The organism is Streptomyces sp. NPDC015532 (genome assembly GCF_043078065.1).
In the GTDB taxonomy this organism is placed as follows: domain Bacteria; phylum Actinomycetota; class Actinomycetes; order Streptomycetales; family Streptomycetaceae; genus Streptomyces.
Window position 1 is genome coordinate 161,966 of record NZ_JBIBSY010000011.1, and the last position, 25,332, is coordinate 187,297.

31 protein-coding genes and 1 pseudogene are annotated in these 25,332 nt (G+C 70.7%); 7 read left to right on the forward strand and 25 right to left on the reverse strand.

All coding sequences use genetic code 11. From position 1 onward, the window contains the following. The 14 genes from ACF07B_RS28935 to ACF07B_RS29000 form a co-directional block, all read right to left on the reverse strand. A complete protein-coding gene (locus ACF07B_RS28935; protein WP_024127104.1) occupies nt 1-438 on the reverse strand; it encodes a hypothetical protein in 438 nt (145 codons plus the stop codon). A gap of 12 nt (nt 439-450) precedes the next feature. Then, nucleotides 451-888 carry a TadE/TadG family type IV pilus assembly protein gene (locus tag ACF07B_RS28940; protein WP_392181114.1) on the reverse strand — a complete coding sequence of 146 codons (438 nt, stop codon included), beginning with the start codon at nt 886-888 and terminating at the stop codon, nt 451-453. Beyond that, nucleotides 885-1,307 (reverse strand): TadE family protein, encoded by a 423-nt coding sequence (locus tag ACF07B_RS28945; RefSeq protein ID WP_212728701.1) that lies wholly within the window; start codon nt 1,305-1,307, stop codon nt 885-887. Before ACF07B_RS28945 ends, ACF07B_RS28940 begins: the two co-directional genes overlap by 4 nt. Then, the gene (locus tag ACF07B_RS28950) at nt 1,304-1,501 is read right to left on the reverse strand and encodes a hypothetical protein (RefSeq protein ID WP_392181115.1); all 198 of its coding nucleotides are present in this window, start codon (nt 1,499-1,501) and stop codon (nt 1,304-1,306) included. Before ACF07B_RS28950 ends, ACF07B_RS28945 begins: the two co-directional genes overlap by 4 nt. 27 nt (nt 1,502-1,528) lie before the next feature. Next, a complete protein-coding gene (locus ACF07B_RS28955) occupies nt 1,529-2,428 on the reverse strand; it encodes a type II secretion system F family protein (RefSeq protein ID WP_024127100.1) in 900 nt (299 codons plus the stop codon). Further along, nucleotides 2,425-3,354 carry a type II secretion system F family protein gene (locus ACF07B_RS28960; protein ID WP_392181116.1) on the reverse strand — a complete coding sequence of 310 codons (930 nt, stop codon included), beginning with the start codon at nt 3,352-3,354 and terminating at the stop codon, nt 2,425-2,427. Before ACF07B_RS28960 ends, ACF07B_RS28955 begins: the two co-directional genes overlap by 4 nt. Then, complete coding sequence (locus ACF07B_RS28965) at nt 3,351-4,916, reverse strand: CpaF family protein (protein WP_024127098.1); 1,566 nt, start codon at nt 4,914-4,916, stop codon at nt 3,351-3,353. The genes ACF07B_RS28960 and ACF07B_RS28965 overlap by 4 nt, the downstream gene beginning before the upstream one ends. Then, a complete protein-coding gene (locus ACF07B_RS28970; protein WP_392181117.1) occupies nt 4,913-5,734 on the reverse strand; it encodes a hypothetical protein in 822 nt (273 codons plus the stop codon). The genes ACF07B_RS28965 and ACF07B_RS28970 overlap by 4 nt, the downstream gene beginning before the upstream one ends. Beyond that, entirely contained in the window at nt 5,734-6,420 is a 687-nt protein-coding gene (locus tag ACF07B_RS28975; protein ID WP_392181118.1) for a flagella basal body P-ring formation protein FlgA, read from the reverse strand. The genes ACF07B_RS28970 and ACF07B_RS28975 overlap by 1 nt, the downstream gene beginning before the upstream one ends. Before the next feature lie 19 nt (nt 6,421-6,439). Continuing rightward, on the reverse strand, nt 6,440-7,396 hold the full coding sequence (locus ACF07B_RS28980; protein ID WP_392181119.1) for an ATP-binding protein: 957 nt from the start codon (nt 7,394-7,396) through the stop codon (nt 6,440-6,442). Beyond that, nucleotides 7,351-7,926, reverse strand: coding sequence for a hypothetical protein (locus ACF07B_RS28985; RefSeq protein ID WP_024127094.1), 576 nt, complete (start codon nt 7,924-7,926; stop codon nt 7,351-7,353). Before ACF07B_RS28985 ends, ACF07B_RS28980 begins: the two co-directional genes overlap by 46 nt. Before the next feature lie 522 nt (nt 7,927-8,448). Then, nucleotides 8,449-8,979, reverse strand: coding sequence for a hypothetical protein (locus ACF07B_RS28990; protein ID WP_024127093.1), 531 nt, complete (start codon nt 8,977-8,979; stop codon nt 8,449-8,451). A 310-nt stretch (nt 8,980-9,289) separates the two neighbouring features. Next, entirely contained in the window at nt 9,290-10,261 is a 972-nt protein-coding gene (locus ACF07B_RS28995) for an MBL fold metallo-hydrolase (protein ID WP_392181120.1), read from the reverse strand. 69 nt (nt 10,262-10,330) lie between these two features. Continuing rightward, the gene (locus ACF07B_RS29000) at nt 10,331-11,203 is read right to left on the reverse strand and encodes a helix-turn-helix domain-containing protein (RefSeq protein WP_392181121.1); all 873 of its coding nucleotides are present in this window, start codon (nt 11,201-11,203) and stop codon (nt 10,331-10,333) included. A gap of 251 nt (nt 11,204-11,454) precedes the next feature. On the opposite strand from ACF07B_RS29000, the pseudogene ACF07B_RS29005 reads away from it, so the two are divergent. The 4 genes and pseudogenes from ACF07B_RS29005 to ACF07B_RS29020 form a co-directional block, all read left to right on the forward strand. Continuing rightward, nucleotides 11,455-11,535 (forward strand): annotated as a pseudogene (locus ACF07B_RS29005) (hypothetical protein); the annotation flags it as partial. A 306-nt stretch (nt 11,536-11,841) separates the two neighbouring features. Then, nucleotides 11,842-12,171 (forward strand): hypothetical protein, encoded by a 330-nt coding sequence (locus ACF07B_RS29010; RefSeq protein WP_392181222.1) that lies wholly within the window; start codon nt 11,842-11,844, stop codon nt 12,169-12,171. Between the two features lie 44 nt (nt 12,172-12,215). Then, complete coding sequence (locus ACF07B_RS29015) at nt 12,216-12,920, forward strand: beta-ketoacyl-ACP reductase (protein ID WP_392181122.1); 705 nt, start codon at nt 12,216-12,218, stop codon at nt 12,918-12,920. 282 nt (nt 12,921-13,202) lie between these two features. Next, nucleotides 13,203-14,447, forward strand: coding sequence for a hypothetical protein (locus ACF07B_RS29020; RefSeq protein ID WP_392181123.1), 1,245 nt, complete (start codon nt 13,203-13,205; stop codon nt 14,445-14,447). Between the two features lie 107 nt (nt 14,448-14,554). On the opposite strand, the gene ACF07B_RS29025 is transcribed toward ACF07B_RS29020, so the two are convergent. The 11 genes from ACF07B_RS29025 to ACF07B_RS29075 form a co-directional block, all read right to left on the reverse strand. After that, nucleotides 14,555-14,926 (reverse strand): hypothetical protein, encoded by a 372-nt coding sequence (locus tag ACF07B_RS29025; RefSeq protein WP_249938701.1) that lies wholly within the window; start codon nt 14,924-14,926, stop codon nt 14,555-14,557. Beyond that, nucleotides 14,919-15,911: a hypothetical protein gene (locus ACF07B_RS29030; protein ID WP_392181124.1), complete on the reverse strand. Its 993-nt coding sequence runs from the start codon at nt 15,909-15,911 to the stop codon at nt 14,919-14,921. Before ACF07B_RS29030 ends, ACF07B_RS29025 begins: the two co-directional genes overlap by 8 nt. Beyond that, nucleotides 15,908-16,618 carry an HNH endonuclease family protein gene (locus ACF07B_RS29035; RefSeq protein ID WP_392181125.1) on the reverse strand — a complete coding sequence of 237 codons (711 nt, stop codon included), beginning with the start codon at nt 16,616-16,618 and terminating at the stop codon, nt 15,908-15,910. Before ACF07B_RS29035 ends, ACF07B_RS29030 begins: the two co-directional genes overlap by 4 nt. Before the next feature lie 101 nt (nt 16,619-16,719). Further along, nucleotides 16,720-17,697: a hypothetical protein gene (locus ACF07B_RS29040; protein ID WP_392181126.1), complete on the reverse strand. Its 978-nt coding sequence runs from the start codon at nt 17,695-17,697 to the stop codon at nt 16,720-16,722. 127 nt (nt 17,698-17,824) lie between these two features. Then, the gene (locus ACF07B_RS29045) at nt 17,825-18,181 is read right to left on the reverse strand and encodes a hypothetical protein (protein WP_060880659.1); all 357 of its coding nucleotides are present in this window, start codon (nt 18,179-18,181) and stop codon (nt 17,825-17,827) included. A 27-nt stretch (nt 18,182-18,208) separates the two neighbouring features. Next, nucleotides 18,209-18,607: a hypothetical protein gene (locus ACF07B_RS29050; RefSeq protein WP_392181127.1), complete on the reverse strand. Its 399-nt coding sequence runs from the start codon at nt 18,605-18,607 to the stop codon at nt 18,209-18,211. A gap of 91 nt (nt 18,608-18,698) precedes the next feature. Next, nucleotides 18,699-19,088: a hypothetical protein gene (locus tag ACF07B_RS29055; protein WP_392181128.1), complete on the reverse strand. Its 390-nt coding sequence runs from the start codon at nt 19,086-19,088 to the stop codon at nt 18,699-18,701. Nucleotides 19,089-19,130: 42 nt separating this feature from the next. After that, nucleotides 19,131-19,760 carry a TetR/AcrR family transcriptional regulator gene (locus tag ACF07B_RS29060; protein WP_392181129.1) on the reverse strand — a complete coding sequence of 210 codons (630 nt, stop codon included), beginning with the start codon at nt 19,758-19,760 and terminating at the stop codon, nt 19,131-19,133. A gap of 128 nt (nt 19,761-19,888) precedes the next feature. After that, nucleotides 19,889-20,293, reverse strand: a complete 405-nt coding sequence (locus tag ACF07B_RS29065; protein ID WP_392181130.1) for a hypothetical protein — start codon at nt 20,291-20,293, stop codon at nt 19,889-19,891. 73 nt (nt 20,294-20,366) lie between these two features. Then, complete coding sequence (locus ACF07B_RS29070; RefSeq protein WP_392181131.1) at nt 20,367-20,828, reverse strand: hypothetical protein; 462 nt, start codon at nt 20,826-20,828, stop codon at nt 20,367-20,369. Nucleotides 20,829-20,929: 101 nt separating this feature from the next. Then, nucleotides 20,930-22,693: a hypothetical protein gene (locus ACF07B_RS29075; RefSeq protein WP_392181132.1), complete on the reverse strand. Its 1,764-nt coding sequence runs from the start codon at nt 22,691-22,693 to the stop codon at nt 20,930-20,932. Nucleotides 22,694-23,084: 391 nt separating this feature from the next. Here ACF07B_RS29075 and ACF07B_RS29080 point away from each other — a divergent pair, with 391 nt between their 5' ends. From ACF07B_RS29080 to ACF07B_RS29090, 3 genes are all read left to right on the forward strand, one after another. Further along, on the forward strand, nt 23,085-23,735 hold the full coding sequence (locus tag ACF07B_RS29080) for a GntR family transcriptional regulator (RefSeq protein ID WP_384243456.1): 651 nt from the start codon (nt 23,085-23,087) through the stop codon (nt 23,733-23,735). 75 nt (nt 23,736-23,810) lie between these two features. Continuing rightward, complete coding sequence (locus ACF07B_RS29085) at nt 23,811-24,599, forward strand: PIG-L deacetylase family protein (RefSeq protein WP_392181133.1); 789 nt, start codon at nt 23,811-23,813, stop codon at nt 24,597-24,599. Then, nucleotides 24,596-25,306, forward strand: coding sequence for a 4-carboxy-4-hydroxy-2-oxoadipate aldolase/oxaloacetate decarboxylase (locus tag ACF07B_RS29090; RefSeq protein ID WP_392181134.1), 711 nt, complete (start codon nt 24,596-24,598; stop codon nt 25,304-25,306). Before ACF07B_RS29085 ends, ACF07B_RS29090 begins: the two co-directional genes overlap by 4 nt. The last annotated feature ends 26 nt before the right edge of the window (nt 25,307-25,332 follow it).

Here is a 25,332-nt window from a genome sequence, read left to right on the forward strand (position 1 = left end):
TCACCCCTTGTAGACGAGATTGGCGCTGCCGTGGCCGGTGACGGACCCGCTGGCACCAGCGAGGAACACGGCGCTGTACGACTCGGTCACGGTCACCTCCAGGGATCCGCCGTCCTCGCTCACGCTCACCGTGCCGCTGACCCCTGCGTGGCTGAGGTAGGTCCGTGCCGCGGCGACGGCCGCGTTGCGGTCGACGGTGATGCCGTCGCCGGAGATCGCCTTGCTCGCATCGACGGCCTGGCCACCGGCTCGCGCTGCCTCGGCGGCAACGCCCTCGGCGTGGGTGAGCGCTCGCAGTTTGCCGGCGCCGTCGTAGACGAGCGCGGCCACGGCGAAGAGCGCCACGATGGTCACGAGGGCGAACACGCTCATCGCGCCCCGGTCATTGCGCAGGGCGCGACGGATCCGGTGGGTGAGGGCGAAGCGGGCGGGTGGCATGCGGTGGTCCTGTCAGCCGCGCTGGCGGTAGGAGTCGATTGACGAGGTAAAGCTGCTGGTCAGAATCTTGGACCCGGGCAGTCCGGGCAATCCGATATCCGAGAGCCGCACCACGCAGGTCACCGTGGCGGTGGTCGAGGCCGGCTCACCGATCTGCGCGGAGAACCCGCCGGTAGAGACGGATATGGAGGTGGACGTGCACTGCAGTCCTTGCTGGTCCAGCACGCTGCGCGCCATTTGCGATCCGGCGGAACTGGCGGCACCGCCGGTGCGTTCCAGCGAGGCTGCGCGCGCTGCGTTGCGAGCCGCGGTGTCGACGGCGTTGCCGGCGGACCCGATCCGGCCGAACGCGATGACCAGCAGCAGCACCAGAATGAGGACGGGAAACAGGATGACCGCTTCCAGCGACAGGGCGCCGCGGTCGTCGCGGAGTCTTTCGGCGATACTCACCGGGCCTCCGTGATGCGCTCGGCGGCCGCGTCGGCATGCTGGTCGATCTTCAGCTTCAGGCCGGGGATCATCGTGTCGACGTAGCCGGTGACACGGATGGTCACCGTCGCTCCCTTGCTCCCGCTTACCGACGTGCCGGAGATGGTGCCGCCGGCCCTGGAGAGGAACTCCCGGGCCTCGGCAGTGCCGGTCCCTGCAGACGCTCCTCGTACGCGGGCGGACTCAACCCCCAGCTGTGCGGCGGACATCGCCACGTTGCGCGCGTGCCACCACAGGCCGACGTGCACGACCGTCAGGATGATCAGCAGTACGGCTGGGAAGACGATGAGCATCTCCAGGGACACGGCTCCGCGGTCCCGCGCGTCGCGCTCGGCGAGCGCGCGGGACCAACGGCGGAGAGCCCGGCGAAGTCGGATCACTTGATCTCTTTCGACTTCTCGTTGACCTTGGTGAGGATGACGCCGGCGGCGATCGCGGCGACGACGACGAGGCCCGCGACGATCATCATCGTCTCGATCGAGATTGAGCCTCGGTCGTCGCGGACGTTGCGCAGCCGCTCGATCCGGGCGCTGAAGAAGGTCTTCAGGAAGGTGAGGTTGGGGTCGTTGCCCATCGTGGATTTCCTTGTCTCTTTAGGGAGTTAGCTGGCCATGATCCGCGCGATCGCGGGATAGCCGATGTATACGGTCATGATCAGGACGAGCATCGCGACAGGCATCACCATTTTTTCGGAGGCCATGTTGGCCTGGGCCTTCGCCGTGGTGACCAGGGCGCCGGAGAGCGACTTGGCCTGCGCGCCGAGGGTGTCGCCGACGGCCGCGCCTTCCTCACCGGCGATCGCGATGATGTCGGCCGGCGCTCCGAGTTCAGGGACGTCGAGTTCGAGTGAGAGCCGCTTGAGGCCCTCCCACGGGCTGATGCCTTCGAGTTCAGCGCGGGTGATGGTGTCCCGGATCTTCGCGAAGACCCAGCCTTCGCCGACGTCTGCGGCCCGTTTCAGGGCCTGGGTGGGGGCGGCGTCAGCGGCGCGTTCGAGCTGGACGAGCCGCAGGTATGCCTTGACGGCGTACCGGAAGTCGTCCTTGGCTTCCACGGCCTGCTGCTTGAGCTGCAGGTCCGGCAGGAGCCAGAAGACGATCGCGAGGCCGAGGCCCGCCATCGCCGGGATCGCCACGGGGAAGGGGTAGCCGGCCAGGTTGGCCAGGCCCACCGCCAGCACAGGCAGCAGCAGTCCGTACAGCGCGAGGCCGATCTTGCGCCCGAGGTGCGCGGCGGGGGACCGGCCGACGAGCTCCAGCTGCTGGCGGGGCAGGCGCAGGGTGCCTTCGCCGACGGTGCGCAGCAGGAAGGCACCGGCCTTCTCCATGAGGGAGTTGGGCTGGCTGTCTCGGTTGCGGTCGAGGTTCTCGAGCCGGGTGGCATCCATGCGGGACAGAACGTCGCCGAGGTCGGGCCGACCGGGCAGGATGCCGCGGGCGGCGATGACCAGGCCGAGGCCGGTGACGGCGCCGCCGACGATGGCATAGGGGGAGAAGATCACGGCGTCTCCTTGGCGATCTGGCCGCCGGAGCGGTCGGCCGGCGACAGGAACCGGGGCGCGGGTTCGAGGATCGCCATGCGTCGCATCCAGATCTTGACCAGGACGAAGGCGACGGCGACGAAGGCCAGGACGAGATGCCCGGCAAGGGTGTCGTAGGGCTCGACGTAGGCGCCGGAGAACGCGGTGACTCCGAAGATCGCCAGGCAGAAGATGGTCACCCAGCGGTCGTTGGTGCGGGGCTTTTGCCGGTCGGCCTCGACCTCACGCCGTGAGAGCACTTCATGCTGGAGGGCTTCGGCAAGTTCACGAAGAGCCTTGCTCAGTCCGCTGCCTCGGTCCTCGACGTGCAGGATCAGCAGAGCGGCGACCTCGTCGACCATCGCGTCGTTCAGCTCGTCGGCGAAGGCCCGGTAGGCGTCCTGGGGCACCCATCCGGCCTGCTGGCGTGAGACGAGGAGGCGGACCTCCTCCCGGATGGCGCCCGGGACGGTCTCCAGGCTGCGCTGGATAGTGGCCTCCAGACTGACGCCGACGGTGTGGATGTCGGACATGCGCCGCACCCATTCCTCGATCGCCTCCAGCTTGTCGATCTGCGACTTGCCGGAGCCGGAGGTGTTCAGCAGCCAGGGCAGGCCGATGACGACGGCGACGGTGACCAGGCCGCCCATCAGCCAGCCGGTGAACAGCCACACGCCGAGGCCCGCCACGGCAGAGCCGGCCAGGCGTGTCTGGCCCCGGGCCCACCAGGAGGTCGGCGTACGGGCGTCCTTGACGAAAACGGCCCGGATCTTGCGCTCAAGGCGGCTGCGGCGGCGCACCGTCGTCGACGGTGCCCAGCCGACGCCGCCGGCGACCGCCAGGGCGAGTCCGCCGACGGCGGCGAGACCGCCGAGCGCGGCGAGCAGGGAGTTGAGGGTGAGCGTCACAGCGGCATCACCGATTCCAGCGGCGCGCCCCAGCTGCCCCACGGTCGCTGCATGACGGTGCGGTCCAGCCCGGCCCGGACGAGGTCTTCCAGGTTGCTTTGGGAGATGTTCCCGTGGGGCACGGCCCTCGGCTCCCGGCGCCCGTCCTGCTCGCGGGGAGCGAAGACCATCTGGTGGGAGGGGCGACCGCCCTCGCCGATGCCGGTGATCTCCATGACGTGGCTGACGAATCGGTGCTTACGTCCCGGCTTGCCGCGCTGGTCGACGAGCTCGGTCTCGTCGACCAGCCGTACGTAGACGACGAAGTCGACGGCTTGGGCGATGAGCCGGTAGGCCAGCGCTTCGGTCATTCCGATGCCGGCCTCCAGACACAAGGTGGCCAGGCGCTCGATCGACAGCTGGGGGCTGCGGGCGTGCAGGGTGGCCATCGACCCGCCCTCGCCCTCGTTCATCGCGTGCAGCATCGGCACGACCTCTTTGGAGCGGACCTCGCCGACAATCACGCGCCGCAGCGACATACGCAGGAGCTGCGGGAAGAGGTCGGACAGGGACAGCTCGCCCTGGAGCTTGCCGTCGGCCCCGCGCTCACCGTTGGACTCGCGCCCTTCGTAGGCGACGACCTCTGGACCCTCGGGGTCCTCGTGGAGATGGAGCTCGTACTCCGACTCCAGCGTGCCCACGCGCTCGGTGCTCGGGATTTCTCGGGCCATGGCGCGCAGCAGGGACGTTTTTCCCACGCCCTGGGAGCCGACCACGATGATGTTCTTGCGGCCCTTGACCGCGGCGGTCAGGAAGTGCGCGAGCGAGGCGTCGATCGTGCCCCAGCGCACCATGTCGTTCAGGCCCTGGCCGCGGGTGCGGTGGCGGCGGATGACGATGCTCGGCCGCGGCGTGACGTACGCAGACGCCGCCAGACGCGATCCGTCGGCCAGACGGAGGTTCAGGTTCGGCGTGGCCGGCGTCAGCGCCCGCTCGCCCTGACCCTGCATGCGCGCCAGGTGGTTGATGAGGTTGATCAGGTCGCGGTCGGTCTTCGCGATCGGGTCCCAGGTGCGTGTCGGACGGTCGGCGTAGTCGACCCGCACCTTGTCGCCGTAGATGATGATGTTCTCGACGTGCGGGTCGTCCAGGAGAGGCTGGAGACGGCCGGCGCGGAACAACTCGTCGAAGACCGCCTCGCGTACTGCACGCTCCTGCTGGGGCGTCAGATCCGATCCGCTGGCCGCGTACTTCGTCGCCCATTCCGAGACGACCTGTCTGATGATCGACTGTCCGCGCTGCCGGCGGTCCTGCTCGGTCATGGACGCGTCGGCACCGGCGGCCTCGCCGATCTTCATGCTGGCCTGTGAACGCAGCTCGGCGAGAACTTCGTGGCCGACCGGGAGCGCGGCCGGCACCGCGGTGTCGGGAACCCGTACGAGGCCCTGAGGGAGGCCGGCCGGAGACACCTGCGCGGGCACGGGCCGGAGAACCGGCGCGTCCTGCGTGGGGCTCTCCTGGAGCGCCTGGGCGAAGAGGGCGGTGTAGTCGTGGGCCGTGGTCTCCGGCCTGGTGTCGGTCATGATGCCCTCCCGGTGACCGCCTGCATTCCGGCCGGCTGCAGCTGCACGCGCCGCCTGGTCACCAGCTCATTGATCGTTTGGTGGGCTGTGCGCGCGGACCGCAGAAGGGTGCGCGGCATTTTCTTGTAGGCCCCGTGCGTGAAGACGTCGGCGCTGTCGGGGTCCCACGCGAGCATGCCGACCACCGGTGCCATCAAGTGCTGCTGCACCTGGCTCGAGTTGAAGGAACCCTCCTCGATCAGCAGCAGCCCGAGTGCGTCGGAACCCGTGCCGTGGTGCGCGAGTTCCTCCCTCAGGACCCGCACGGCGGGCGCGGCAGCCGCGATCGAGGCCTGGGTGGTGCGGACGACCATGAGGACGGCGTCGGCGCGGTGCAGCAGCGGCGTTGGGTAGCGGGTGGTGGACAGCCGGGTCTCGGACTCGGTGAGGATGCGGCCCGCGTCGATGATCACGTCGTGGCCGGTCTGGTCCATCACGCCGAGCAGCCGGGAGATGGGTTCCCAGGTGCGGCTGAGTGATGCCGCCTGCGTGGGGTCCGTCAGTCCCGGCAGGAGCATCCGCTGGCCGGTGTTGTCGCGGTCCAGGCTGACGAAGTGCTGGGAGAACTCCCGCGCGAGGGTGCCCTGGCGGTCTGCGGCCGCCAGCCGGTGCAGTCCGGTGGCTGCGTTGCCTTCTCCGCCCAGGTAGCCGGCGCGGATCGTGCCGCCGGCGGGGTCGGCCTCGACCAGCAAGGAAGGCTTCGGCGAGGAGAGGGCGAGCGCGAGTGCCGAGCAGGTGACGCCGCTGGACTTTCCCGACACCAGTGCGATGACCGCCATCAGCTTGTCGCCTTCAGCACGATGGCAACGTTGCCGCCGGCAGCCCAGGCAGCAAGCGACGTGCTGTTCACCTCGGCCGCGGCAACGTCGACGACCACGGCGCCGTTGGCGTCGGGCGCGCCGACGCGGGACACGACGGCAGGAAGACTGTCCGGGGTGGAACCTGCCTTGGTAGAGGAGGCTGAGGCGCTGCCGTCCTGAGGGGTGTGGACGATGGTGACCGCATCGCCGGTGCGCAGCGTCTGGATGGGCAACTGGCCGGGCTTGGCGAGGATGCCCACCACGGACTTGCCCTTGGTCACACTGGATTCGGCGCTCACGGAGTCCTCAGTGACCAGCGCACCGCTCGGCAGGTCGGCTGCGGCCGGCTTGCCGATGATGTCGGATGCGCGGGAAGCGGGCAGCGAGCGCAGCTGGGTGTCGTGGGATATCTCGGTGGCCACCAGATCCGACGCCTTGATGTTCTCGCCCGCCGCAATGGGGTGCCGGGTGGCAACGACAGAGACCTTGTCGCCGGCTTCGTTGACCATCCACACCGACACCAGCGCGCCCACGGCGGCCAGCGCCAGGCCGGCGCCGAAGACCACCGGCCGTCGTCGGCGGCGCGGGGCGTCGTTGGTAATCGGCAGCAGCACAGGCGCGGAGCCCGGCTCGGACGGTGCCGTCGGCTGCTTGGTTCGCGGCATTGTGATGGTCTTCCTTGCGCTAGTTGACAACCTGCAGCTCGCCGACGCGCGCTGTGGTGTTGGACGTACGGATCTCGTCGGGCAGCGTCCCGCTTGCACCGTTCGACGCCTGCCAGGTGACTTCCCAGGAGCTGGTCGCGGTGATGGTGAACTTCCCGCCCGACTGGCCGGCGGAGACCTTGGTGTAGCGGTAGCCGCAGTCCGGCGAGGACTTGTCCCCGAAGGTCTTGGAGTACTTCGTGCCCGCGGTCGTGCAGGTGACCGAGCCGCCGTCTCCCATGGAGTAGGTGATCTTGGTGACACGGGCCGTGGCCGTCACCGACAACCCCGGAACCGCGGCCGTCGCACTGTTGGGACCCCAGGTGGTGTCGCTCTTGTTGTTCCACAGCCAGACGGGCATGCCGACGAGACCAGGGGCGTCCGGACCCGGCGAGCTGCCGATGTTCGCGCCCAGCAGCGTCATCTTGTCCCGGGCCTGACGCGCCAGCACCTCGGGGTCGGGGAGAACAGTGGCGGGCGGCGTGGTCAGCCAGACGATGCCGCCGACGTCGTTGACTATGCAGTCCCTCACGTAGAAGGCGCCGGGACCCGAGGTGTCCGCGCCGTTCATGTCGGTGTGACCCGGGCCGGACGGGGGCTGGGGATCCGCGAGCTCGTAGAAGCAGCGGTCGGCCGGGTTGTACCCGGGCATGCAGGGGATCTCGGTGTCGTCGGTGAGCTTGCACATCCCGTTTCCGCCCCCGCCTCCTTCGCCCCCGCCGCCTCCTCCGCCGGTGCCGCCCCCTCCGCCGGTGCCGGGCTTGCCGGGCGTTCCGACGTCGACGCACACGTCCACGTCGGAGCAGTGGCCGGCGCCCCCCGCGTACGCGAGGCCGGCCGGTATCAGGGCGGTCAGGACCGCAACGAGGCCCAGCACGCGGGCAGAACGGATCAGCAGCCCTTCGTGCGGTCGGCTGTGATCTTCGTGACGAGCCATGTGTCGCCCTCCAGCGTGGCTTGGGACGTGACGGGGTACTTCAGACGCTGCTCCGCGAGCTTGAGCTCCTTGCCGGAGTCCTTGTAGACGGGCTTCCAGCTGGTCGCGTCGAAGCAGTCGGTGACCGTTGCGGTCTTGCCCTTGGTGTCGACGGCGGTGACCTGAGGCTTCATCTCAGGACGGCCGGTGAACTTGATGCCCATCGACTCGTTGCGCAGGACCGACTTCTTGAGGTCGGTGGCGGCATCGCCCCTGGCGTACTTGGCCAGTTCCTCGGTGTGCAGATCTCCGTCCGCGGCCATCTTGATCTGGACCTCGCGCATGTTCGTGTACGCGGCGAGGACCTTGTCCTTCGCTGCCTGGTCCGGATCGTTGGACGGCGTCGAGGAAGCGGTGGCGGAGGGCGAGGAAGCCGTCTTCTTGGGTGTGTCGGAGCCACAGCCGGCCAGAGCGCCGGCTGCGACGGTGCACATGAGGACAGCACCTGCGAGTCGCAGGACATGGGTGCGGTGGTGGGTGGTCGAAGCCATCGACAGATCCCCTTCAGGAGTCGGGTGCAGGCGCTGGCGCGCGCTCAGGGCGGACAAAACGCGGCGAGGTGAGTCCTCTACCGCGCTTCGCCGGCTCTGGAGGTGCACGCCAGGCCAGGACCCGGCGAGCCTACGGCCACGGCACAGGGCCAATGCCTGGCTCCCAGCCGCGGCGGGGGCATCGTGCCGTCGGTGAGCCACCGGTGACGAGGTGCCAGCGGGTGAAGAGGGCCGCTTCGCACCGAAGCCTGGATGGTCGACTCGGTCATCCACCCGGCTCCCGACCGGAGGTCGGCCGGTCGTAGCAGTGATGCGGACCCATGTGGCACGAGCCCAGTTCGTAGATGTCGCAACGCGATTTCCCCCTCGCGGTCACGGACGTCGCGTCTCCCACAACGTGATCAGTCCGAGCCTGATTCTGGCCAGAAAGATCAGGTGCCGCCAGGCCCGGTTTTTTCCGGTAGCCGCACTTCCGGTATATGCCTCTGGCGCGGGCATTTTGAAAAGGCTGTGGCCAGGACTTCAGGGCTTGATCAGCAGGGCCGGTCCCGATGCGCGCAGGGCGTTCCGGGCGGCCTCCTGGTCGGCCCCGGTGATGGCGTTAAGTCGACGTTCCACGAAGGGTGTGGAGGGGTGGTCCTTGCCGTAGACGGACTGCAGCAGCGCCAGGAGGCCCGTCCCGGTCCTGACAGCGTCGGGCGCGTTGGTGACGGTGAGCCAGGACGCGGCGGCGTTGCGGGCCTGCCGGCGGATCTGGCCGTGGGTGGCATCCAAAACCTGCTGCCAGGCCGCGGCGGTGTGCACCGAGACCTCGGTGGCCATGGCGGGCTGCTCGGCAAGCTGGGCGCAGAAGGCGACGAGTTCGAGGGCGTGGAGGGTGTAGTTGTGCAAGGGGCCGTGGCTCTCGGCGAGTTCCTCGCTGATGGTCCGAGCGGCCGTCAGGGCCTCCTCGCGCCGGCCGGCGCGGAGGGTGTGGCGGAGGTCCTTGATGCGGGGGGCGAGAAACTCGGGAACGGCGACGGGGATCTGCAAGACGATGGGGGCGGGGCTCATGAACTCTCCCTGGTGCGGAGCGGCTTCGAGCGGATGCCGCCGCCGGGGGGCCGGCGGCGGCATCCGGAATCGAGTCCAGCAACAGAGTGCTGCTCGACCGCGCACGTCAACGGGCGTGGGAGGGCCCTCAGTGCCTGGGTGGGCGCTCCCCCGTGCGTGCACGGCGCGCCGACGTCGGTAGTTGACCCCCCTGGGGAGCGGGGGTCAAGCCCCTGTGCTGCGCAAGCGGTTCGTATTTCAATGATCGGAACGAAGTGGGCTGCGCTGTTTCACCAGCCGGAATGGGCGAGGTGCGCCGCTGGAGCAGAGGTCAGGGCGCGAGCGGGCCGACCGAGGAGCGGTCCCAGGCGATGCGTGCCGCGTGGTCCATCAGCTCCAGCAGGTCCGGCGCGGCGGTGTCCTGCTCGAGGTGGCGGTATTCCGTACTGAGGGTGATCGCGAGCCGCTCGGGAAGGCCGAGGCCGGGGTAGCGGTCTTCCTTGATCAGGATGCGGGCCGCCTCGATGGCGGTCCGGCCCTGGCCGTGCATCACGTACGCCTGGTCCGAGAGGTCGTCGAGGTAGGCGACGTAGGTCCGCAGGTCGTCGGGGGTCATCAGCGGTCCGTGGCCGGGGACGATCCATTCGGGGTCGAGGTCCAGGATCCGCAGGCAGGCGGCGGAGACACGATCCAGGGGGCCGGCCCAGTGAGAGGGATGGTCTCCCGCGAAGACGATGTCGCCGGCGAAGACCACGCGCTGCTCAGGCAGATGGACGATGAGGTCGCCGACGGTGTGGGCCGGGCCGACCTCGTGCAGCTCCGCGGGGATGTCGCCGACTTCGATGTCGTGGCGTCCGGTGAACGTCGCGGTCGGCGGGAGAACCTGTATACCCGCGAAGTCGAACTTGCCGAAGTGCTCCCGGAAATACCAGCCGAGGGGCTGACCGGGGTCGGTGTCGTGGGTGAGAGCCTGCAGCTGCTGCGGCTTCGGCTCCAGGCACTGGTGCTCAAGGGCGGCGTGCGTGGCGAAGACCTCGGCGCCGGGAAGCTGCTGAAGACCCCAGGTGTGGTCACCGTTGGCGTGGGTGACAGCGACCCGGTCCAGCGGGACACCGGGGCCCGCCGCCGTACGGACCGCGGTGAGGAAGACGTCGGTCAGGGCGGGCGTGTAGGGCGTGTCGATGACGAGGGCCTGGCCCCCGGAGACGACGAAGCCGCAGTTGGCCAGGCCCCAGGTCGCGTCGTGGCCGGGCTGCCAGGCGAAGACGCCGGGCGCTATCTGCTTCAGGTCAGTGGTAGCCATGGGCATGCATTGTGCGTGCCGCGGCCGCCCGGACGAAATCTCTCCGCCGGGGCGACCGCGGGCGCGGTGTCAGTGGTGGGGCACGAACGGCAGGAGGAAGAACCGGGCGCCCGGGCTGCCGAACGGCTGGGCGGCGCACATGGTGACGGTGCCCAGCTGGGACGGCGCGTGCCGCTCGCAGCACCGGGTCCGGTGGTCCTCGGTGCCGCGCGGGGTCACGAAGCCGGCGTGCCGCATCGGCCGCGCGTCGCCGTCGGGATGTATGTACGCCAGGCTGTGGTCGCGGTAGATCGGCCCCGCCACCGGGTCGTCGTTGACCTCCTTGTCCAGCAGCTGGAGGTCTTCGTTGTCAGGGTGCGCGGCGACCGCCGTGCGCAACTGGGCCGCCACCTGCGGCGCCCAGCGCGTGTCCCAGTCGACCAGGTGGTGCTCGCGCGCGTCCTCCCGCAGGAGCATCCACCGGATCAGGTTGCGTTCGGGCAGCGCCGGGGACTTCCCCTCGGGCTGCGGGAACATGAGTTTGAAGTCGTCGTTGGCGGCCAGCACGTTCCAGGCGACGTCATTGATGTAACAGGGCTGCCCCGAGACGCCGTTGACGGCTACCTGCCACGCCGGATCGACGTTCGTCCCCGCCATGGGGTCCATGGGGAACGGGGGCTCGTAGCCGATCGCATAGACGTAGAGCGCGGTCCGCTCGCGCTCGTTCATGTTCAGCACCTTGGCGACGTTGTCGAGGAACTCGGCGGTCGGCTGAGGTGTGTTCCCGCGCTCGAACTCGGCGTAGGTCTTCTCCGTGACGAACAGCGCCTGGGCGACCTGGGCTTGGGACAGTCCGCGTGAGCGCCGGCCCCGTCCGGTGCGCTTGGGCCAGCCGAGCTCGACCGGGTCTATCTCTCCGCGCTTCCATTGCAGCAGCTGCTGCAACGCCTCCTTCTGATTCAACTTTGTACCCTTCCCCGTGTTGCCATCCCCGTGCAGGCCGCGCGATATACCGGAAGCGCTCTCTCCTGAAATTCGCGGACCGGAAAATTCAGAGCCTGGTGAGCGGGATCTTGGCCGGGAAGAATCGACCACTGGATCGAATCCGCGTTGTGGGAGACGCGAAGGTCCTCCACAACCGCGAGGGGGAGTTCGCGTTGCTGCATCCCGTTGCCACCCCGCCGGACCGCACGGGCGGAGCCGTGGCACGCACCATGGCGGTGCTCAGAGCGCTGATCCGTCTCGGGCCGGGTGAACATCCCCTGGCGTCGGTAGCCGAGTCCGCGGACCTTCCCGCGCCGACCGCTCACCGGTATCTGCAAGCCTTGATGCGGGAGGGCGCCGTCGAACAGCGCGGGCCGCGTGCTCGCTACGCCCTGACTGACGCGCTGCACGGTCCCCCCTCTTCGACACCCGCCCAGCCCCTCCAGGCCGGCCCGCCCTCCCCTGCGGTGAGGGCCGAGATCGTCACACTACAGTCGAGAACAGGCCAGGTCGTATTTGTTTACCGACCACACCTGATCGGCACTCCGATGAGGATCTGCGCGGAACGGGCATACGGACCACACGCCGACGAGGTCCTCACGTCGCCTCAGATCACTTTGCGATCTCTTGAATCAGCGCCTCTGGAGTCCGACGCCGCCGGCCTGGCGATCCTCGCCTGCCTCGGCTCCATCGGCGACAACAAGATCGACACCGCGCCCGTCCGTGAGGAAGGTCACGCCATCGGCCCTTCCCCGCTGCCCGGCCGCACCATGATCGCCGCGCCCATCTGGTACGGCTCAACGGTCGCCGGTTCCGTGGCGCTGCTGGCCAAGGACGGGCCCATGCGACGGGCCGCCACTCGCGCCCGGTACGTGGCCGCCGTGATGGACACGGCCGCAGCAATGAGCGGACAGCTGACGCGTTCCGGCGCCCGCCGGGCCAGTTGACCACTTACAGACCCCCACAAAGCACCACAGAAAGGCACCACCTCGTGTCCCGTTCAGTCCTGATCACCGGCGGCAGCCGCGGCATAGGCCTTGCCATCGCCCGTCACCTCGCCGAAGCCGGCGACCGCGTCGCCATCACCTACCGCTCGGGCCAGCCCCCCGAGGGACTGCTCGCTGTCCGCTGCGACATCACCGACATGGACCAGGTCGACGCCGCGTTCAAGGAGGTCGAGGAGCAGCACGGTCCTGTCGAGGTCCTCGTCGCGAACGCCGGCATCACCAAGGACCAGCTCCTGATGCGCATGAGCGAGGACGACTTCGCCTCCGTCGTCGACACCAACCTCACCGGCGCCTTCCGCGTCACCAAGCGCGCCTCGCGCGGCATGCTCCGCGCGAAGAAGGGCCGCGTGGTGTTCATCTCCTCCGCCGTCGCCCTGCGCGGTGAGAGCGGCCAGGCCAACTACGCCGCCTCCAAGGCCGGACTCGTCGGCTTCGCCCGCTCCATGGCCCGCGAACTCGGCTCCCGCGGCATCACCTTCAACGTGGTGGCCCCCGGCCTCACCGAGACGTCCATGAGCCAGGCGCTGAGCGACGAACAGCTCGAGACCCTCAAGACCCAGATCCCCCTCGGCCGCCTCGCCCGCCCCGAAGAGATCGCCGCGACCGTGGCCTTCCTCGCCTCCGAGCAGGCCGCCTACATCACCGGCGCCGTGGTGCCCGTCGACGGCGGCGCCGGCATGGGCCACTGACCTCTTTGACCGCCCGCAACCCTGGAGTCCGATGAGCGCATGATCTGACAGCGGGCAGTCCCCCGTGGGCTGCCCCGCGGCAGCAGGCCCCCGGTGTGTCCAGCACCCCGGCCCCGCCGCATCTCTGCCACCACCCGGCGAGTGTCCAGCCCGCCTGGTGAAGAACCCGGTCCGCAGACCGGGCAACACCGCCCCTGCCAGGGCGGATCACTTGGTTCCCGAAGAACCCGGCCCCACCGAAGAGGGGCTCACGCATGCCCGAAAGGAGGGCGTGCCCTGCCCATGATGCAGCATGCCCGCGCGCCGGTCCACGCCACCGCCGCCCCACCGCGCCCAACGCGCGGACAACACCGAATATCCCCGAACAACCGATTCAACCCGGTCTGCGAGCATGCGGACCAGGAGATCGGCACGACCGCGTCCCGGCGTACCCGGCGCGGCGACTTCCTGCGCGCCGCCACCTGGGCCATCAACCAGCGCCTGCACCCCAAGGCCGGCGACACCACGCTGCGCGTCACGCGCGACCTCGCCGCGCGCCTGAACGCCGACGGGCACGTCGCCTACTGCCGCGACACCATGTTCAAGCGCCTCGGCATCAGCCGCCGCACCCTGGAGCGGCACATCGCCGTCCTGCGCGAGCTCGGCCTCCTCGTCTGGGCGCTCCACGGAACCCGAGCCAACACCCGCCCCGCCGGAAGCGGCGAGTGGGCCGGCACCGCCACCATCTACGCCGCCGTCGTCCCGCGCGCCTGGGACGACGCCCTCGGCCACCGTGTGAGCGGCCACGGCTACCACGCACGGCACATCGGATTCACCGAACAGGGACGCCAGCTGGCCATCGCCGACGCCCGCCGCCGCACCCGCCCCTCCCACCGCCGTGACACCCCTTCCTGTAAGACCAACCACCCACGTCCTAAAGCTGAGATGGGAGGGAAGAAGAACAACACCAGCGCACCCCGCAGCGCGCGGCCGCGCTCCCGTCGCAGGCACGAGGTTCCGGAGCCCTACCGGGCCAGCACCCAGCAGGCCGCTCACGCCGTCTCGGTCGCCGCCCGGATACGCCCCCGGGTGCCCTGGACCCAGGGCGAGGGCCTGCGCCGCCTCGCCTTCGCTCTGCGGCCCTGGATAGCCACCGGCCTGTCCGCCGCCGACATCGCCGCCGACCTGTCGGTCTGGCGCGTGCCCCGGCGGCCGGCCTCCCCAGCCAGCGTGATCATGGCCCGCTGGAGCGAGTTCGCCGACCAGGACCAGCCAGCCCCCACATGTGGACAGCGCGAGGAACCGGCCGACGCAGTCCCGCCCAACACGGCCTTCCTGGAGGCCATGGAGACGGTGCGCACCCGCCTGCACAGCCTCTACCCACCCGCCGAGCCGGAACCCGATCCGCCCGGCTTCGTCATCCGCGACAGGATCCTCGCCTCGCTCGCGGCGGCGGACCGGGCCCGCCACGCGCGCACCGCCGAGCAGTGCCTCACCTTCGCCGAGTGGGAGGCCGTCTGCGACGCCCGGGAACGAGCCCCCTGGTGACCCCGCGCCGGCCCAGCTCCCGCACGAACGGAACGCACCAGGCCACGGCACCGACGGCGAACCCGACGGTGAAGCTCTCGGACCGGAACACGGCTCGCCTCTCCCGTTCAGGACGCCGCCGCCGGCGCGGCCTCGGGCTGGGTGTCCTCGGCAGCCGCCCCCTGCGCCTTGCTGCCGGCGCCGCGCCGGCGCGTACGGATGACCGCCCGCGCCGACCGGAACAGGGCACGGACCAGCCGCCACAGGCCGACCGCGCCGCAGCCGACTGCCGCTGCGCTGGTGCCCAGGCGCGCGACGGTCGCCAGCCATCCCGGCAGATGCAGGTAGCCCAGCGTCAGCGACGTGCCGATCAAGCTCAGGCTGAGCACCATGAGGACACTGCTGTGCCCGATCACCCCCCAGGTGCGCTTCAGTTCGGCGTAGGCGTCCGGATGGGCCTCCCGCCACAGGACAGGCCGGTCCAGCTCGTGCTCACTCATCGCGCTCTCCATTCGTCGCATGCTGCGTTCCTTCGTCGGCGCCGCCCAGGACCTCCCGGGCGTGGCGCAGTCCGTGCCCCAGCTCCTCCAGCTCCAGCCGCACCTCGTCCAGCAGTGCCCGGGGCAGCAGCTCTTCCGGCAGCGCCGGCCTGGCCGGCGACGCGGGCGCGCGGTCGTCACGGATCGCCGACTCCACCGCTTCCTCCTGCCGCTCGACCTCGACGGCCTGGTCGACCAGGAGCGCGAGCGACTGTTCGTAACCGAGGAGGAGTTCGCGGGCTTCCACGTCGTCCGCCGCCAGCGGGACCAGCCCGGCCGCGTCCCACACCAGCCGCGGCAGCACCGCCGCCGCGCGCGTCAGCTCGTAGCGCTCGCTGCGCTCGGCGAGCATGCGCAGGCGCTGCTCGGCGGCCAGCAGCCGGAAGAAGACCGCGGCGTACGCCTCGTCCGTGTCCACCACGCGCACGCGGCGCCGGGTGAGGTGCCGGACGGCCGCCGGCAGTCCGGCAGCCGCGACCAGGCCGGCCACGCCGGCCACGAGCAGACCGGAGGCCGCCGGCAGTACGGACGTCGCTGGGCCCAGGGCGGCGAAGGCGGTCACGGCGAACAGCGCGGTCCGGCCGACCGGAAGGGGACGAGGAAGCTCCAGCCCTCCCAGCGTCCAGATGTACAGGGGAGGGCGACGCCCCCAGACCGTCCGGCACACCCAGCAACCCACCGGGTGCTGCCCGGGATCGAAGACGCCCGCCTCGCGCAGCACGCCCGCAGGGTGCGGCCCGAAGATGTCCCAGCGCAGCCACCCACCCCGGGTCCGCTCCCGTATCAGCAGCAGTGCCTGCAAGGCGGACCGCTCGGTGGCCGGGGCCGCGAGCCGGCCGGCCAGCTCGGCGCGAACGGCGTGATGAAGCCGGGCGGCTTCCCGGACAGCATGGGTCCACCGGTCCCGGTCCGCTCCGAAAGGCAGCGGCTGTGCGGCCGCCCTCATCGCCGGGCCGCCTCGGCCGGGCAAGATTCCAGGGCGGTGCGCAGGGCCGCCTTCTCCGCCGGCGTGACCGACAGGCGGTACTTGGTCTTCACACGGACCTGAGCGGTCGCGTACCAGCAGTGCGCCTCGGCCCGCGGGGGCATCCACACCGAGGCGTCCTTGGCACCCTTCGCGGCGTTCGTCGGACCGTCAGCAGCAACCAAATTCGCCGGGTCGTTCGCGTAGTTCAGCCTCTGCGCGGCGGTCAGCTCCCGGGCCCCCGAGCGCCACCCGAGGGCCAAGGGGACCACGTGGTCGATCTGCACCGCCATGGACGTGCCAGGTCCGCGCTTGAAGGCGATCGTCCGGCCCGTGTACCGATCGTGGAGAACGCCGGAGAGGACGGTGCAGCCGTCCTCGGCCCGAACGACGTCGTCCAGGTCGCGCGCCAGGACGTCCTGGCGCGTCGGACAGGAATTCCCCGACATCTCGACCGTGCCCGCATCGCTCCACGCCGGTCCGAAGGCGTCGCGGCTGTAGCCGTCGAGGGAGATCTGCGCCCGGACCGTCAGCTTGTTCAGCTGGGCCAGCACGGGCGCGCCTCCGGCCGCGGCCGGACCGCGAGCGGGGGCGGCATCGGCGGTGGAGCTGGGGGCGGTGAGGGGTCCGCAGGCAGAGGCGGCGAGCGCGGCGAGCACGAGGCCGGCGGTCAGGAGGCGAGGGGCCATGTAAGGGAGTCCTGTTCGGGTCGGAGAAGGCACCGTTCACCTGCTACAGGTGTGGCGGGGACCGCCGGTGTGACACTCCGCCCGAACTTTTATGGGCTCCTTCAGCCGAGTGTGCCCTCGAAGGTGACCTTGGAGCCGCCCGCGTCGACTGCCTCGACCGTCACCGGGCCGCCGACGGCCGCCTCCGGAACGCGGAAGGAGACGGTCTGCGTAGCGGTGCGGTACGGGGCGATCGCGGCGTCGCGGTACCCGTACACCGGGCGGACGGTGGCGGCCAGGTGCAGGTCCTGGCCGGTCAGGATCCGCACGGTGGTGCCCAGGCCGGGCATCGGGTCGCCGGAGCGGTTGACCACGCTCAGCTCCAGGCTCCCGGTATGCGAGGCGCCCTCGCCGCTCACCGTCACCTTGCCCACGCGCACCTGGCCGCTCCACTGCCCAAGCGGCGTGACCGACGGCCCGGCTGGCGCGCCCTGCGGCGCCGGGGTGTCCGGCGAGGCGGCGGTGCCCGGAAGGGCGCCTTCGAAGAAGAGCAGCTCCGGCTCGGCCAGGCCCTCCTCGGTCGCTTCCACGGTCACGGTGACCGGCAGGCCCTGGGCCTGATCGGGAAGCACCAGCTTCAGGTCCCTGTCGACGGACCCGTTGGGGCGGACCTGCTGCGGTTCGTCCTTGGAGGTGGACGTGCTGCTGCCGGCGGCTTCGGCAGCCGTGCGCCCGAGAGCTCCATACCGGGCGGTGACGGCGGTCCGCGGCGCGGTCGCGACCTGCGCCCGCTGGTTGGCCACGGTCACCCGCGCCGTGTACGCGCTCGAGCCGGTCGGCACGCCGGGCACGGTTCCGGCCGGCAGCCGCTCGAAGCCCTGCAGCGTCACCGTCCATGCTCCGTCGCCGACCGGCAGCGCGGTTCCCGGCTTCACGATGCCGTGCGGCAGCACCGTGGAGGACGAAGGCCGGGCCGCTGGGGCGCTGTTCGTCGGCTTGCCGTCGGCCTTGGGATCGCTGTCGGAGCCGGCGCAGCCGGAGATCAGCAGTGCCCCGGCCACGAGCACGGTCGGAAGGGTGTGGCGCAGGCGCACGGACATGGTTCCCCCTGTGTCAGGTACCGGATCTCGGTCGAGGGGGATCATGCCAAAACGCGTCCGGCCGGGGCCGGACGCGTTGGTGAGGGGTGTCTGATTCGGGCCACCCGCAGTTTGTGCGGGCTGCGGGCTACAGCGTGATGGGGATGGGGACCAGGAAGTATTCGGTGTCGCCGACGCGGACGCGCAGCGGGTGTCCGGGCGTCAGGTTGAGTAGCCGATGGTGCACGGTCGCCGGGGAGTTGCGCACGGACAGGGCGGGCTCCAGAGCGGCACGGACGGCGGCGCGGGAGGTGTCGGACAGCGGGTTGCGCTCGGCGATCTCCGCGCATTCGTCGAGCTGGGCGTCGGTCAGGTCGGGTCCGAGGCCCTTGCGGAGGGCTTCGACGGCGACGGCGGGGGCCAGAACGGCCCGGTTGTGGTCGCGGCATACGTGGCCGGGCGTGCCGTGGGGCTGGAAGTGACGGGCGGTGCCGATGGAGGTCATGGGGGCTCCTGAGTGGGGTGGGCGGTGTCAGTGCTCGCGGATCGTCGCGGTCTCGGCGAGGGTCAGGACGTGCGCGGGGAGGGTCGGGCGGCCTTCGGTCATCGCCCGGTACATGCGGTGCACTCCGTCGATCAGCAGGCGAGCCGGGCCGCTGTCGAACTCCAGGGTGGCGATGATCACCGGCTGTTCGAGGTCGGTGCGCATGGCGTGTTCGGCGCTGAAGTGGGACTGGTCCGGGCCGAAGATCGGGCACCAGGAGGGGCCGTCGTAGTCCGGCCTGAGCAGGCTCAGGTGGTAGGCGGCCGACCAGTCGGTTACGGAGGTCTGCTCGGTGGGCCGGGGGTGCTCCTCCAGGAGGCGCATGGCCCGGTCGATGTCGAACACCCAGTTTCCGTACTTGAACATCTGGCGGGACGGGATGGTCACGGTTCCTCGCTGACGGGTCGGGGATCGGATGACGGTCATGGGGGCCGGTCGGTCGCCGCCCCGGAGCGAGTCCGGGGCGGCGAGAGCCGGGTCAGCGCGGGCCGAGCGGGATGACCAGGACGCCGACGTGAGGCAGGTTCATCTCGGCCAGCAGCCGGGCGGCCCTGCCACCGGGGCTGTTGGAATCGCTGGGGTCCAGGCGTATGGCGCCCCGGTGGGGGCCGCGCGCGGGGGTGAGGTGCACCGTGTTCTCCGGTGCGTTGCGCTCGAAGACGCTGACGGTGGCGTAGTCGAACCCTCCGAGGTTCGGGTACCGCTCGGCGACGGCCGCAGACATGGCGGTGACGAGTTCGGGGCTCGGCGAGGCGACCGAGAGGGGGAGGGGGGTGCGGCGCGGCCGGATGCGCAGAGCAAGGGCGCGGATCAGGACGCTGAGGACGCCGAGGCCGAAGCCGATGGCGAGAGAGGCTGGTTGGATCAAGGTGTTCTCCCTGGGATTGCGGCTGGTGGCGGAGCGTGGGTTCTAGGCGTCGGCGGTGGTCACGGCGGCGTGGACGAGGCGGGCGAGTCCCCGGCGCCGCTGGCGCTTGGTCAGCCCCTGGACGCTTCCGGCGTTCTCGTGTCCGGCGGCGGCGGTCAGGCCGGACACGAGGGCGTGGACCAGTTCCTTGCCCTCGTCGTCGGGCGTGGTCGTCTGGGTGGTGGCCGCCGTCAGGGCACGGACGACGGGCCGGGTGGCCGCGAAGTACGCCTTGACGAAGCGGGGGTCCCGCTCGGCGGCGACGGCGGTCAGCACGCGCATGACCGGGAGGTGATCGCTCCAGCCGTCGAGTACGGCGTCGACGAGCCGGGTGGCGCCGGGCAGTCCGTCCGAGGACCAGGAACCGTCCTCGAAGGCGTCGAGCGCCGCGTTCGTCTCCGCGACCAGGAACCGGGACGCTTCGAGGACGACGCCTTCGACGTCGGGGAAGTACTGGTAGAACGTCGCGGGCGACGTGCCCACCGCCCGGGCGATGTCCAGGACCTTGATGTCGCGGTAGGACCGGGTGGCGAGGAGTTCGAGCGTCGCCTCCATCAGGTTCTGGCGGGTCCGAAGTCCGCGTTCGGTGGGTACGCGGCGGTCGGGGGTGCGGGTCACGACAGGGGTAGGCACAGTCGTCTCCTGAGCTGGAGGAAGGGAGGGGAGTGGTCCAAGTCTGGGGCGCCGGTGGACGCCGGACCCGACGTGCAATCACATTACACATTGGAACATGAAGACACAACACTCTCGGTATGGGTGTCTCAGTAGTCCCCGCCTTCGACCTGTGCTCGCGCGGCCGTGGCGGCCGCGTCCCCGGACTCGGCGCGGAAGGTGTCGATCCACCGGGTGAAGTCGGTCTCGTCGCCGTCCAGTTCGACAGCGGAAGCGGCGTGCTCGCCCGGAATGACACCGGCGACGAGCAGCGCGTCGGCTCGGTCGTACCGCAGACCGAAGACCGTGAACACCTCTCCCGTGCCGGGCGGCTCCACCTGTGCAGGGGGGCCGTCCGGGTCCAGGCCGAGGCCGGCGAACATCTCCTCCACGGCGCCGGCCAGCTCCGCAGCCTCCGGCCGGTGCCCGGGACCGGTCTCACGCAGGGAGCACCACACGCGGAACAGGGACGCGACGGCCGAGCCGCTCGTGGTCGCGGGGTCGAAGTGCAACATGACGGTCTCTCACAAGACTTGAGGGGAAGGGCGTGCCGGGTGATCGCCTGGCACGGTGGGACAGGGGGAGTTGTCACGCCTCGGGCTGCGGCGCCTTCGGGGCTCGGGCGGACATGCGGTGCGTGAGGGCATGCGCGCCGGCGAACGCCGCCCCTGCGCCAAGGGCCAGGTAGTCCGCTGCTCGTCCGCGCAGGACGAGTGCGTCACCATGGCCGAGCAGCAACACGGTGCAGACGGCGAAGGCTCCGGTCACCAGGGCGGCGTCCAGACCGGCTGCGGCAGCACCCCATGCCCAGCGGGCGTGAGCCGGGGCGGCTTTGCGCTCGTCCCGCCTGCGCAGGGCGGCGCAGGCCCGGTTCCGGGCGAGCCGGCGCGTTTCGACGACAAGGACAGTGAGGGGCACGACGAACAGCCACATGACGGGCTGCTCCAGCAGGATGCCGCAGCCGGCGAGCAGCGCGACCAGGCCGTAGACGGTGTGCAGCGGCTGGCAGCGGCGGTGCTGGTGCGTACGGGGGCGGAGGTCTTCGGACATGGCTCTCCTCGGTGGAAGATGATCGGGAGTTCGGCTTTGTGAATGGGCCACGGGGTGCTCTGGCCGGGCAGGCAGGGCCTGCCCGGCCAGAGGATGGACGACTACGCGTCTGCGGTGCGCTGGGACTTCGCCGAGGGGCGGACCCGGGCGCGGCGCAGCCGGTCGGACCACGGCGCGTCGGCGGGACCCACGGGGTGCTCGGGGATGGTGATCTCGTAGTGCGGGCAGCTACCTTCCTTGGCCGTCTCCAGGGCGGCGTGCCGGTGGGGATTCGGGCACTGCTGGCGCTCGTGCTCGCCCCTCCAGTAGCGGACCGTCAGCGTGTGGCCTGATCCGCTCTCGCGGGGCTGGCTGGGCCGCTGCTCCTGGTAGCGCTCGCCCGCGTCCGGGTCGACCCACCAGTTCTCGACCTGGCCGGAGTCGTGGATGCCCCGCCGCCGTTCGGCCTCGCGCTTGCTGGGCTTGAGCTGGTGGACCTGGTGGGAGAGGACCCGCACCGTGGTCCGCTTGTGCTGGGTCAGCAGCTCCCACAGGGCGCGCACGTGGCGCGTCATCAGCTCCTGGCAGCCTTGGCGTGCCGAGCCGCTGCGGTACCGCTCGGGGTTGTCCGGGTCGCGCAGCCGGGCCTCCGGTTCCAGGGCCTCGCCGGGGCGCGCCATCAGGGTGTCGTACGGCGAGAACGGCAGCTTGAGCAGCGACTCGTCACACGTCAGCGGAGTGACCCATGTCCAGGGGACGTCATCGTGCGGGGGCTCCACCGGCTCCAGGTACTGGTCGGGCCGGAGAAGGAACCAGCCCTCTTCCGTCCGGGGCGACCAGGGGCCCCATACGTAGCCGACGATGCGTCGGCCGTTGGGAAGGTCCAGGGGGGTGTCGAGGAACAGCATCCCGCGCGAGGCGGGGAGGTGGGCAGGATCGAACGGGGTCGTGGCCTTGTCCGCCCGCCGCACCACGCGGCGTAGTGCCATCTGGGCGAGGGAGTCGCCGATCTGGAAGAGGCGGGCGGAGCGCGCTCGGTCCGCTTCCTGCCGCAGCTGCAAGGCGACGGCCGCTTCCGGGCCGTCCGGGTGGCCGTAGGGCGCCAGTCGTTCAGCGTCCCGGCGGTACACCTTCGCCTTCATCAGAGCCCAGTCCAGGCTCTGGGTGTGGGCATCCACGTACCGACGGCGCCAGATGCGGATGCGGTGCTCGTCGGGGGTGCCCCAAGCGGCAGTGTCCGAGCCGGTGAGGGCCCCGCCCGGGACCGTGCCCGTCTCGGGGCGAAGCCCCAGTGCCCGGAACCGGCGGACTTCGGCATCGGCGTCGTTTACGACGCCGTCCGTGGTGTCCATGACCGGCCGGTGGTGCTTGTCGTCCGGGTCGAGGGCCCACTCCAGGCCCGCGAGCTGTGCCATGGCCGCCCGTACGGTCTCCGGCTCCGTGGACCTGACGAAGTCGGCGAGGAGCCTTTGGACCGTGCTGGCGTACGCGTCGGCCGCCGCGAATCGCAGTACGCGCTTGAGGAACGCCCCGCCCGGGCCGTGCTGAGTACTGGACAGCGCCAGCAGCTCGTCGGCCACCCGCTGGTCGCTCAGCGCCGCGTTCGCCAGATGGTCGTACATCTGGCGGAAGACGGCCATCTCCTCATCCGCGCCGAGGATGCCGTCGATGGCGTCATGGACCCGCCCGGACTTCGCTGGGGAGGTCTCGCGGCCCTCCGGCGCCCGGAGCAGATGGTCCGCAGCAGCGTGGAGCTCGCGGTAGAGCCGCAGCTGGAGCTCAGTGAGGATGAGGAGATCGGCTCCACCGACAGGGGCCCGCTTGGCTGCCGCAGTGACGCCCGCCAGCAACTCGGAGTCGGATACGTCGGACAGATGGAAATTCATGTCATCCCTACCTGGACACAGGGGACTTGGGGAAATTCGCGGATGCTGTGCACCGGGCGATGAGATGACAATACATACAGAAAACAGAATACGCAACGTCATGGATAAGGGGACGGCCCGCTCCTTCAGGGCCGGTGGCGGGGGGGGCCCCCCCCCCCCCCCCCCCCCCCCCCCCCCCCCCCCCCCCCCCCCCCCCCCCGCTCCGCTGTCGGCGCCGACGCCCGGCGGGCGTCGGGTCCGCCGGGACGTGGCGGAGGGGCCCGCGGCTTCTGGAGCGGCGGTGGACCCCTGAGTTCCGCCGCGGCACGGTCGGCAACATGCCGAACAAAATTGTTGACAATCTTGTTGGTCTAGATTTACGTTCGACAGGCACTCACTCAGGGAGGGCGCAATGCAGAAGGAAGCCCGTCCAGGCACCGGCGAGCAGGCCAAGCAGCACGCGTTGGTGCAGCTGCGGCAGGCGATTCTGCGCGGAGAGATGGCACCGGCCCAGCGGCTGGTGGAGAACGAACTCGCCGAGCAGTTCGATGTCACCCGGGCCAGCGCGCGGGCGGCGTTGATCGAGCTGGAGTCGGAGGGACTGGTCGAACGGATCCGCAACCGCGGATCACGCGTCCGGGTGGTGACCGTGGAGGAAGCCGTCGCCATCACCGAGTGCCGCATGGCCCTCGAAGGTCTCTGCGCCGCCAAGGCCGCCGTCCTGGCCACCGACGACCAGCTCGCCGAGCTGGCCGGCCTGGGCGCCGCCATGGTCAAGGCGGTCGGCGACGGCGAACCCATCACCTACTCCGAGCTCAACCACGAAGTACACGCCCGGATCAGGGAGTTCTCCGGCCAGCAGACGGCTGTGGGACTCCTGGAGCGGCTCAACGCCCAACTGGTGCGCCACCGGTTCCAGTTGGCGCTGCGCCCCGGTCGTTCGCAGCAGTCCCTGAGTGAACACCTGGCCATGATCGAGACGATCACGGCCAGGGACCCGCAGGCGGCCGAAGCGGCCGTCCGCGCTCACCTCGGCAGCGTGATCGAAGCGCTGCGCGACTGACGCACCGCGCGGCGACGCGCGGTGCGACGGACAGCCGAGGCGGGCGCCCACCTGTCCACCAAGGAGATTGCTGCAATGACGCACGGCAACGCGCCCGCCGCCCCCGAGCCCCCGGCCCCGCCCGGGCCCGGGGGGCGCCCGTCACGAACGACGCTCGTCGTCACCGCGCACGCCGGGGACTTCGTGTGGCGGGCCGGGGGCGCCATCGCCCTGGCCGCGTCCCGCGGGGAGAAGGTCACCATCGCGTGTCTGACCTTCGGCGAGCGCGGTGAGTCCGCCAAGGCCTGGCGGGAGGGCAAGAAGCTCGACGAGATCAAGGCGATACGCCGCGAGGAGGCCGAGAAGGCCGCCGCCGCGCTCGGCGCCGCGGTCCGCTTCTTCGACGCCGGCGACTACCCGCTGACCGCCACCGCCGAACTCACCGACCATCTGGTGACCCTCTACCGCGAGACCCAGCCGGACGTCGTGCTCACCCACCCGACCGAGGACCCTTACAACGGCGACCACCCCGCCGCCAACCGCATGGCGCTGGAGGCCCGCGTCCTCGCCCAGGCCATCGGCTACCCCGGCGAGGGCGAGATCATCGGCGCCCCGCCCGTCTTCTACTTCGAGCCCCACCAGCCCGAGATGAGCGGCTTCCGGCCCGAGGTCCTCCTCGACATCACCGAGGTGTGGGAGACCAAGCGCAAGGCGATGGAGTGCCTCGGCGCCCAGCAGCACCTGTGGGACTACTACACCGACCTCGCCGTGCGCCGGGGTGTCCAGCTCAAGCGCAACGCCGGCCCCAACCTGGGCCTGGCCCACAAGACCATGGCCGAGGCGTTCATGCGTCCGTACCCGCAGATCGCGAAGGAGCTGGCATGAGCGGCGTGATCGTCACCGGCCCGCCGAAGGCGGACGCGAAGGACGTCGAGGCGATCGCCGGATACGGCACCGCGACCGTGCACGAGGCGATGGGCCGCACCGGCCTGCTCGGCACGCGTCTGCGCCCCGTCCAGCAGGGCGTCCGGGTCGCGGGCACCGCGGTCACCGTCCTGTCCTGGCCCGGCGACAACCTCATGATCCACGCCGCTGTGGAGCAGTGCGGCGAGGGCGACGTCCTCGTCGTCACCACCACCTCGCCCTCCACCGACGGCATGTTCGGCGAGCTGTTCGCCACGGCGCTCCACCGGCGCGGTGTGCGCGGTCTGGTCATCAACGCCGGTATCCGGGACACCGCCGAACTGCGGGAGATGGGCTTCGCCGCCTGGTCCGCAGCCGTCAGCCCGCAGGGCACCGTGAAGGCGACCGGCGGCTCCGTGAACGTGCCGGTGGCCATCGGCGGCCAGATCGTCCGGCCAGGCGACGTGATCCTCGCCGACGACGACGGCGTGGTGTGCGTACCGCGCGAGGAGGCCCGCGAGGTCGCCGGGGCCTCCGCCGCCCGCGAGCGCAAGGAGGCGCTGGCCCGCGCCGCCTTCCTCGACGGCGAACTCGGCCTGGACCGCTACGGGTTGCGCGAGACCCTGGCCCGCCTGGGCGTCACCTACACGTCCTACGACGACTACGCGCGGGACGGAGCCACGCGATGAGGGGGCCCCGCGTCCAGGGCGGAGCC

Coding starts and splice junctions, on each gene's coding strand:
- ACF07B_RS29030 (WP_392181124.1), bottom strand. CDS start 15,911: ATGAGGGCGGCCGCACAGCCGCTGCCTTTCGGAGCGGACCGGGACCGG.
- ACF07B_RS29025 (WP_249938701.1), bottom strand. CDS start 14,926: ATGAGTGAGCACGAGCTGGACCGGCCTGTCCTGTGGCGGGAGGCCCAT.
- ACF07B_RS29020 (WP_392181123.1), top strand. CDS start 13,203: ATGATGCAGCATGCCCGCGCGCCGGTCCACGCCACCGCCGCCCCACCG.
- ACF07B_RS28950 (WP_392181115.1), bottom strand. CDS start 1,501: ATGGGCAACGACCCCAACCTCACCTTCCTGAAGACCTTCTTCAGCGCC.
- ACF07B_RS29075 (WP_392181132.1), bottom strand. CDS start 22,693: ATGAATTTCCATCTGTCCGACGTATCCGACTCCGAGTTGCTGGCGGGC.
- ACF07B_RS29070 (WP_392181131.1), bottom strand. CDS start 20,828: ATGTCCGAAGACCTCCGCCCCCGTACGCACCAGCACCGCCGCTGCCAG.
- ACF07B_RS29065 (WP_392181130.1), bottom strand. CDS start 20,293: ATGTTGCACTTCGACCCCGCGACCACGAGCGGCTCGGCCGTCGCGTCC.
- ACF07B_RS28935 (WP_024127104.1), bottom strand. CDS start 438: ATGCCACCCGCCCGCTTCGCCCTCACCCACCGGATCCGTCGCGCCCTG.
- ACF07B_RS28995 (WP_392181120.1), bottom strand. CDS start 10,261: ATGGCTACCACTGACCTGAAGCAGATAGCGCCCGGCGTCTTCGCCTGG.
- ACF07B_RS28990 (WP_024127093.1), bottom strand. CDS start 8,979: ATGAGCCCCGCCCCCATCGTCTTGCAGATCCCCGTCGCCGTTCCCGAG.
- ACF07B_RS28980 (WP_392181119.1), bottom strand. CDS start 7,396: ATGGCTCGTCACGAAGATCACAGCCGACCGCACGAAGGGCTGCTGATC.
- ACF07B_RS28975 (WP_392181118.1), bottom strand. CDS start 6,420: ATGCCGCGAACCAAGCAGCCGACGGCACCGTCCGAGCCGGGCTCCGCG.
- ACF07B_RS28970 (WP_392181117.1), bottom strand. CDS start 5,734: ATGGCGGTCATCGCACTGGTGTCGGGAAAGTCCAGCGGCGTCACCTGC.
- ACF07B_RS29085 (WP_392181133.1), top strand. CDS start 23,811: ATGACGCACGGCAACGCGCCCGCCGCCCCCGAGCCCCCGGCCCCGCCC.
- ACF07B_RS28985 (WP_024127094.1), bottom strand. CDS start 7,926: ATGGCTTCGACCACCCACCACCGCACCCATGTCCTGCGACTCGCAGGT.
- ACF07B_RS29035 (WP_392181125.1), bottom strand. CDS start 16,618: ATGGCCCCTCGCCTCCTGACCGCCGGCCTCGTGCTCGCCGCGCTCGCC.
- ACF07B_RS29045 (WP_060880659.1), bottom strand. CDS start 18,181: ATGACCTCCATCGGCACCGCCCGTCACTTCCAGCCCCACGGCACGCCC.
- ACF07B_RS28965 (WP_024127098.1), bottom strand. CDS start 4,916: ATGACCGACACCAGGCCGGAGACCACGGCCCACGACTACACCGCCCTC.
- ACF07B_RS29090 (WP_392181134.1), top strand. CDS start 24,596: ATGAGCGGCGTGATCGTCACCGGCCCGCCGAAGGCGGACGCGAAGGAC.
- ACF07B_RS29040 (WP_392181126.1), bottom strand. CDS start 17,697: ATGTCCGTGCGCCTGCGCCACACCCTTCCGACCGTGCTCGTGGCCGGG.
- ACF07B_RS29080 (WP_384243456.1), top strand. CDS start 23,085: ATGCAGAAGGAAGCCCGTCCAGGCACCGGCGAGCAGGCCAAGCAGCAC.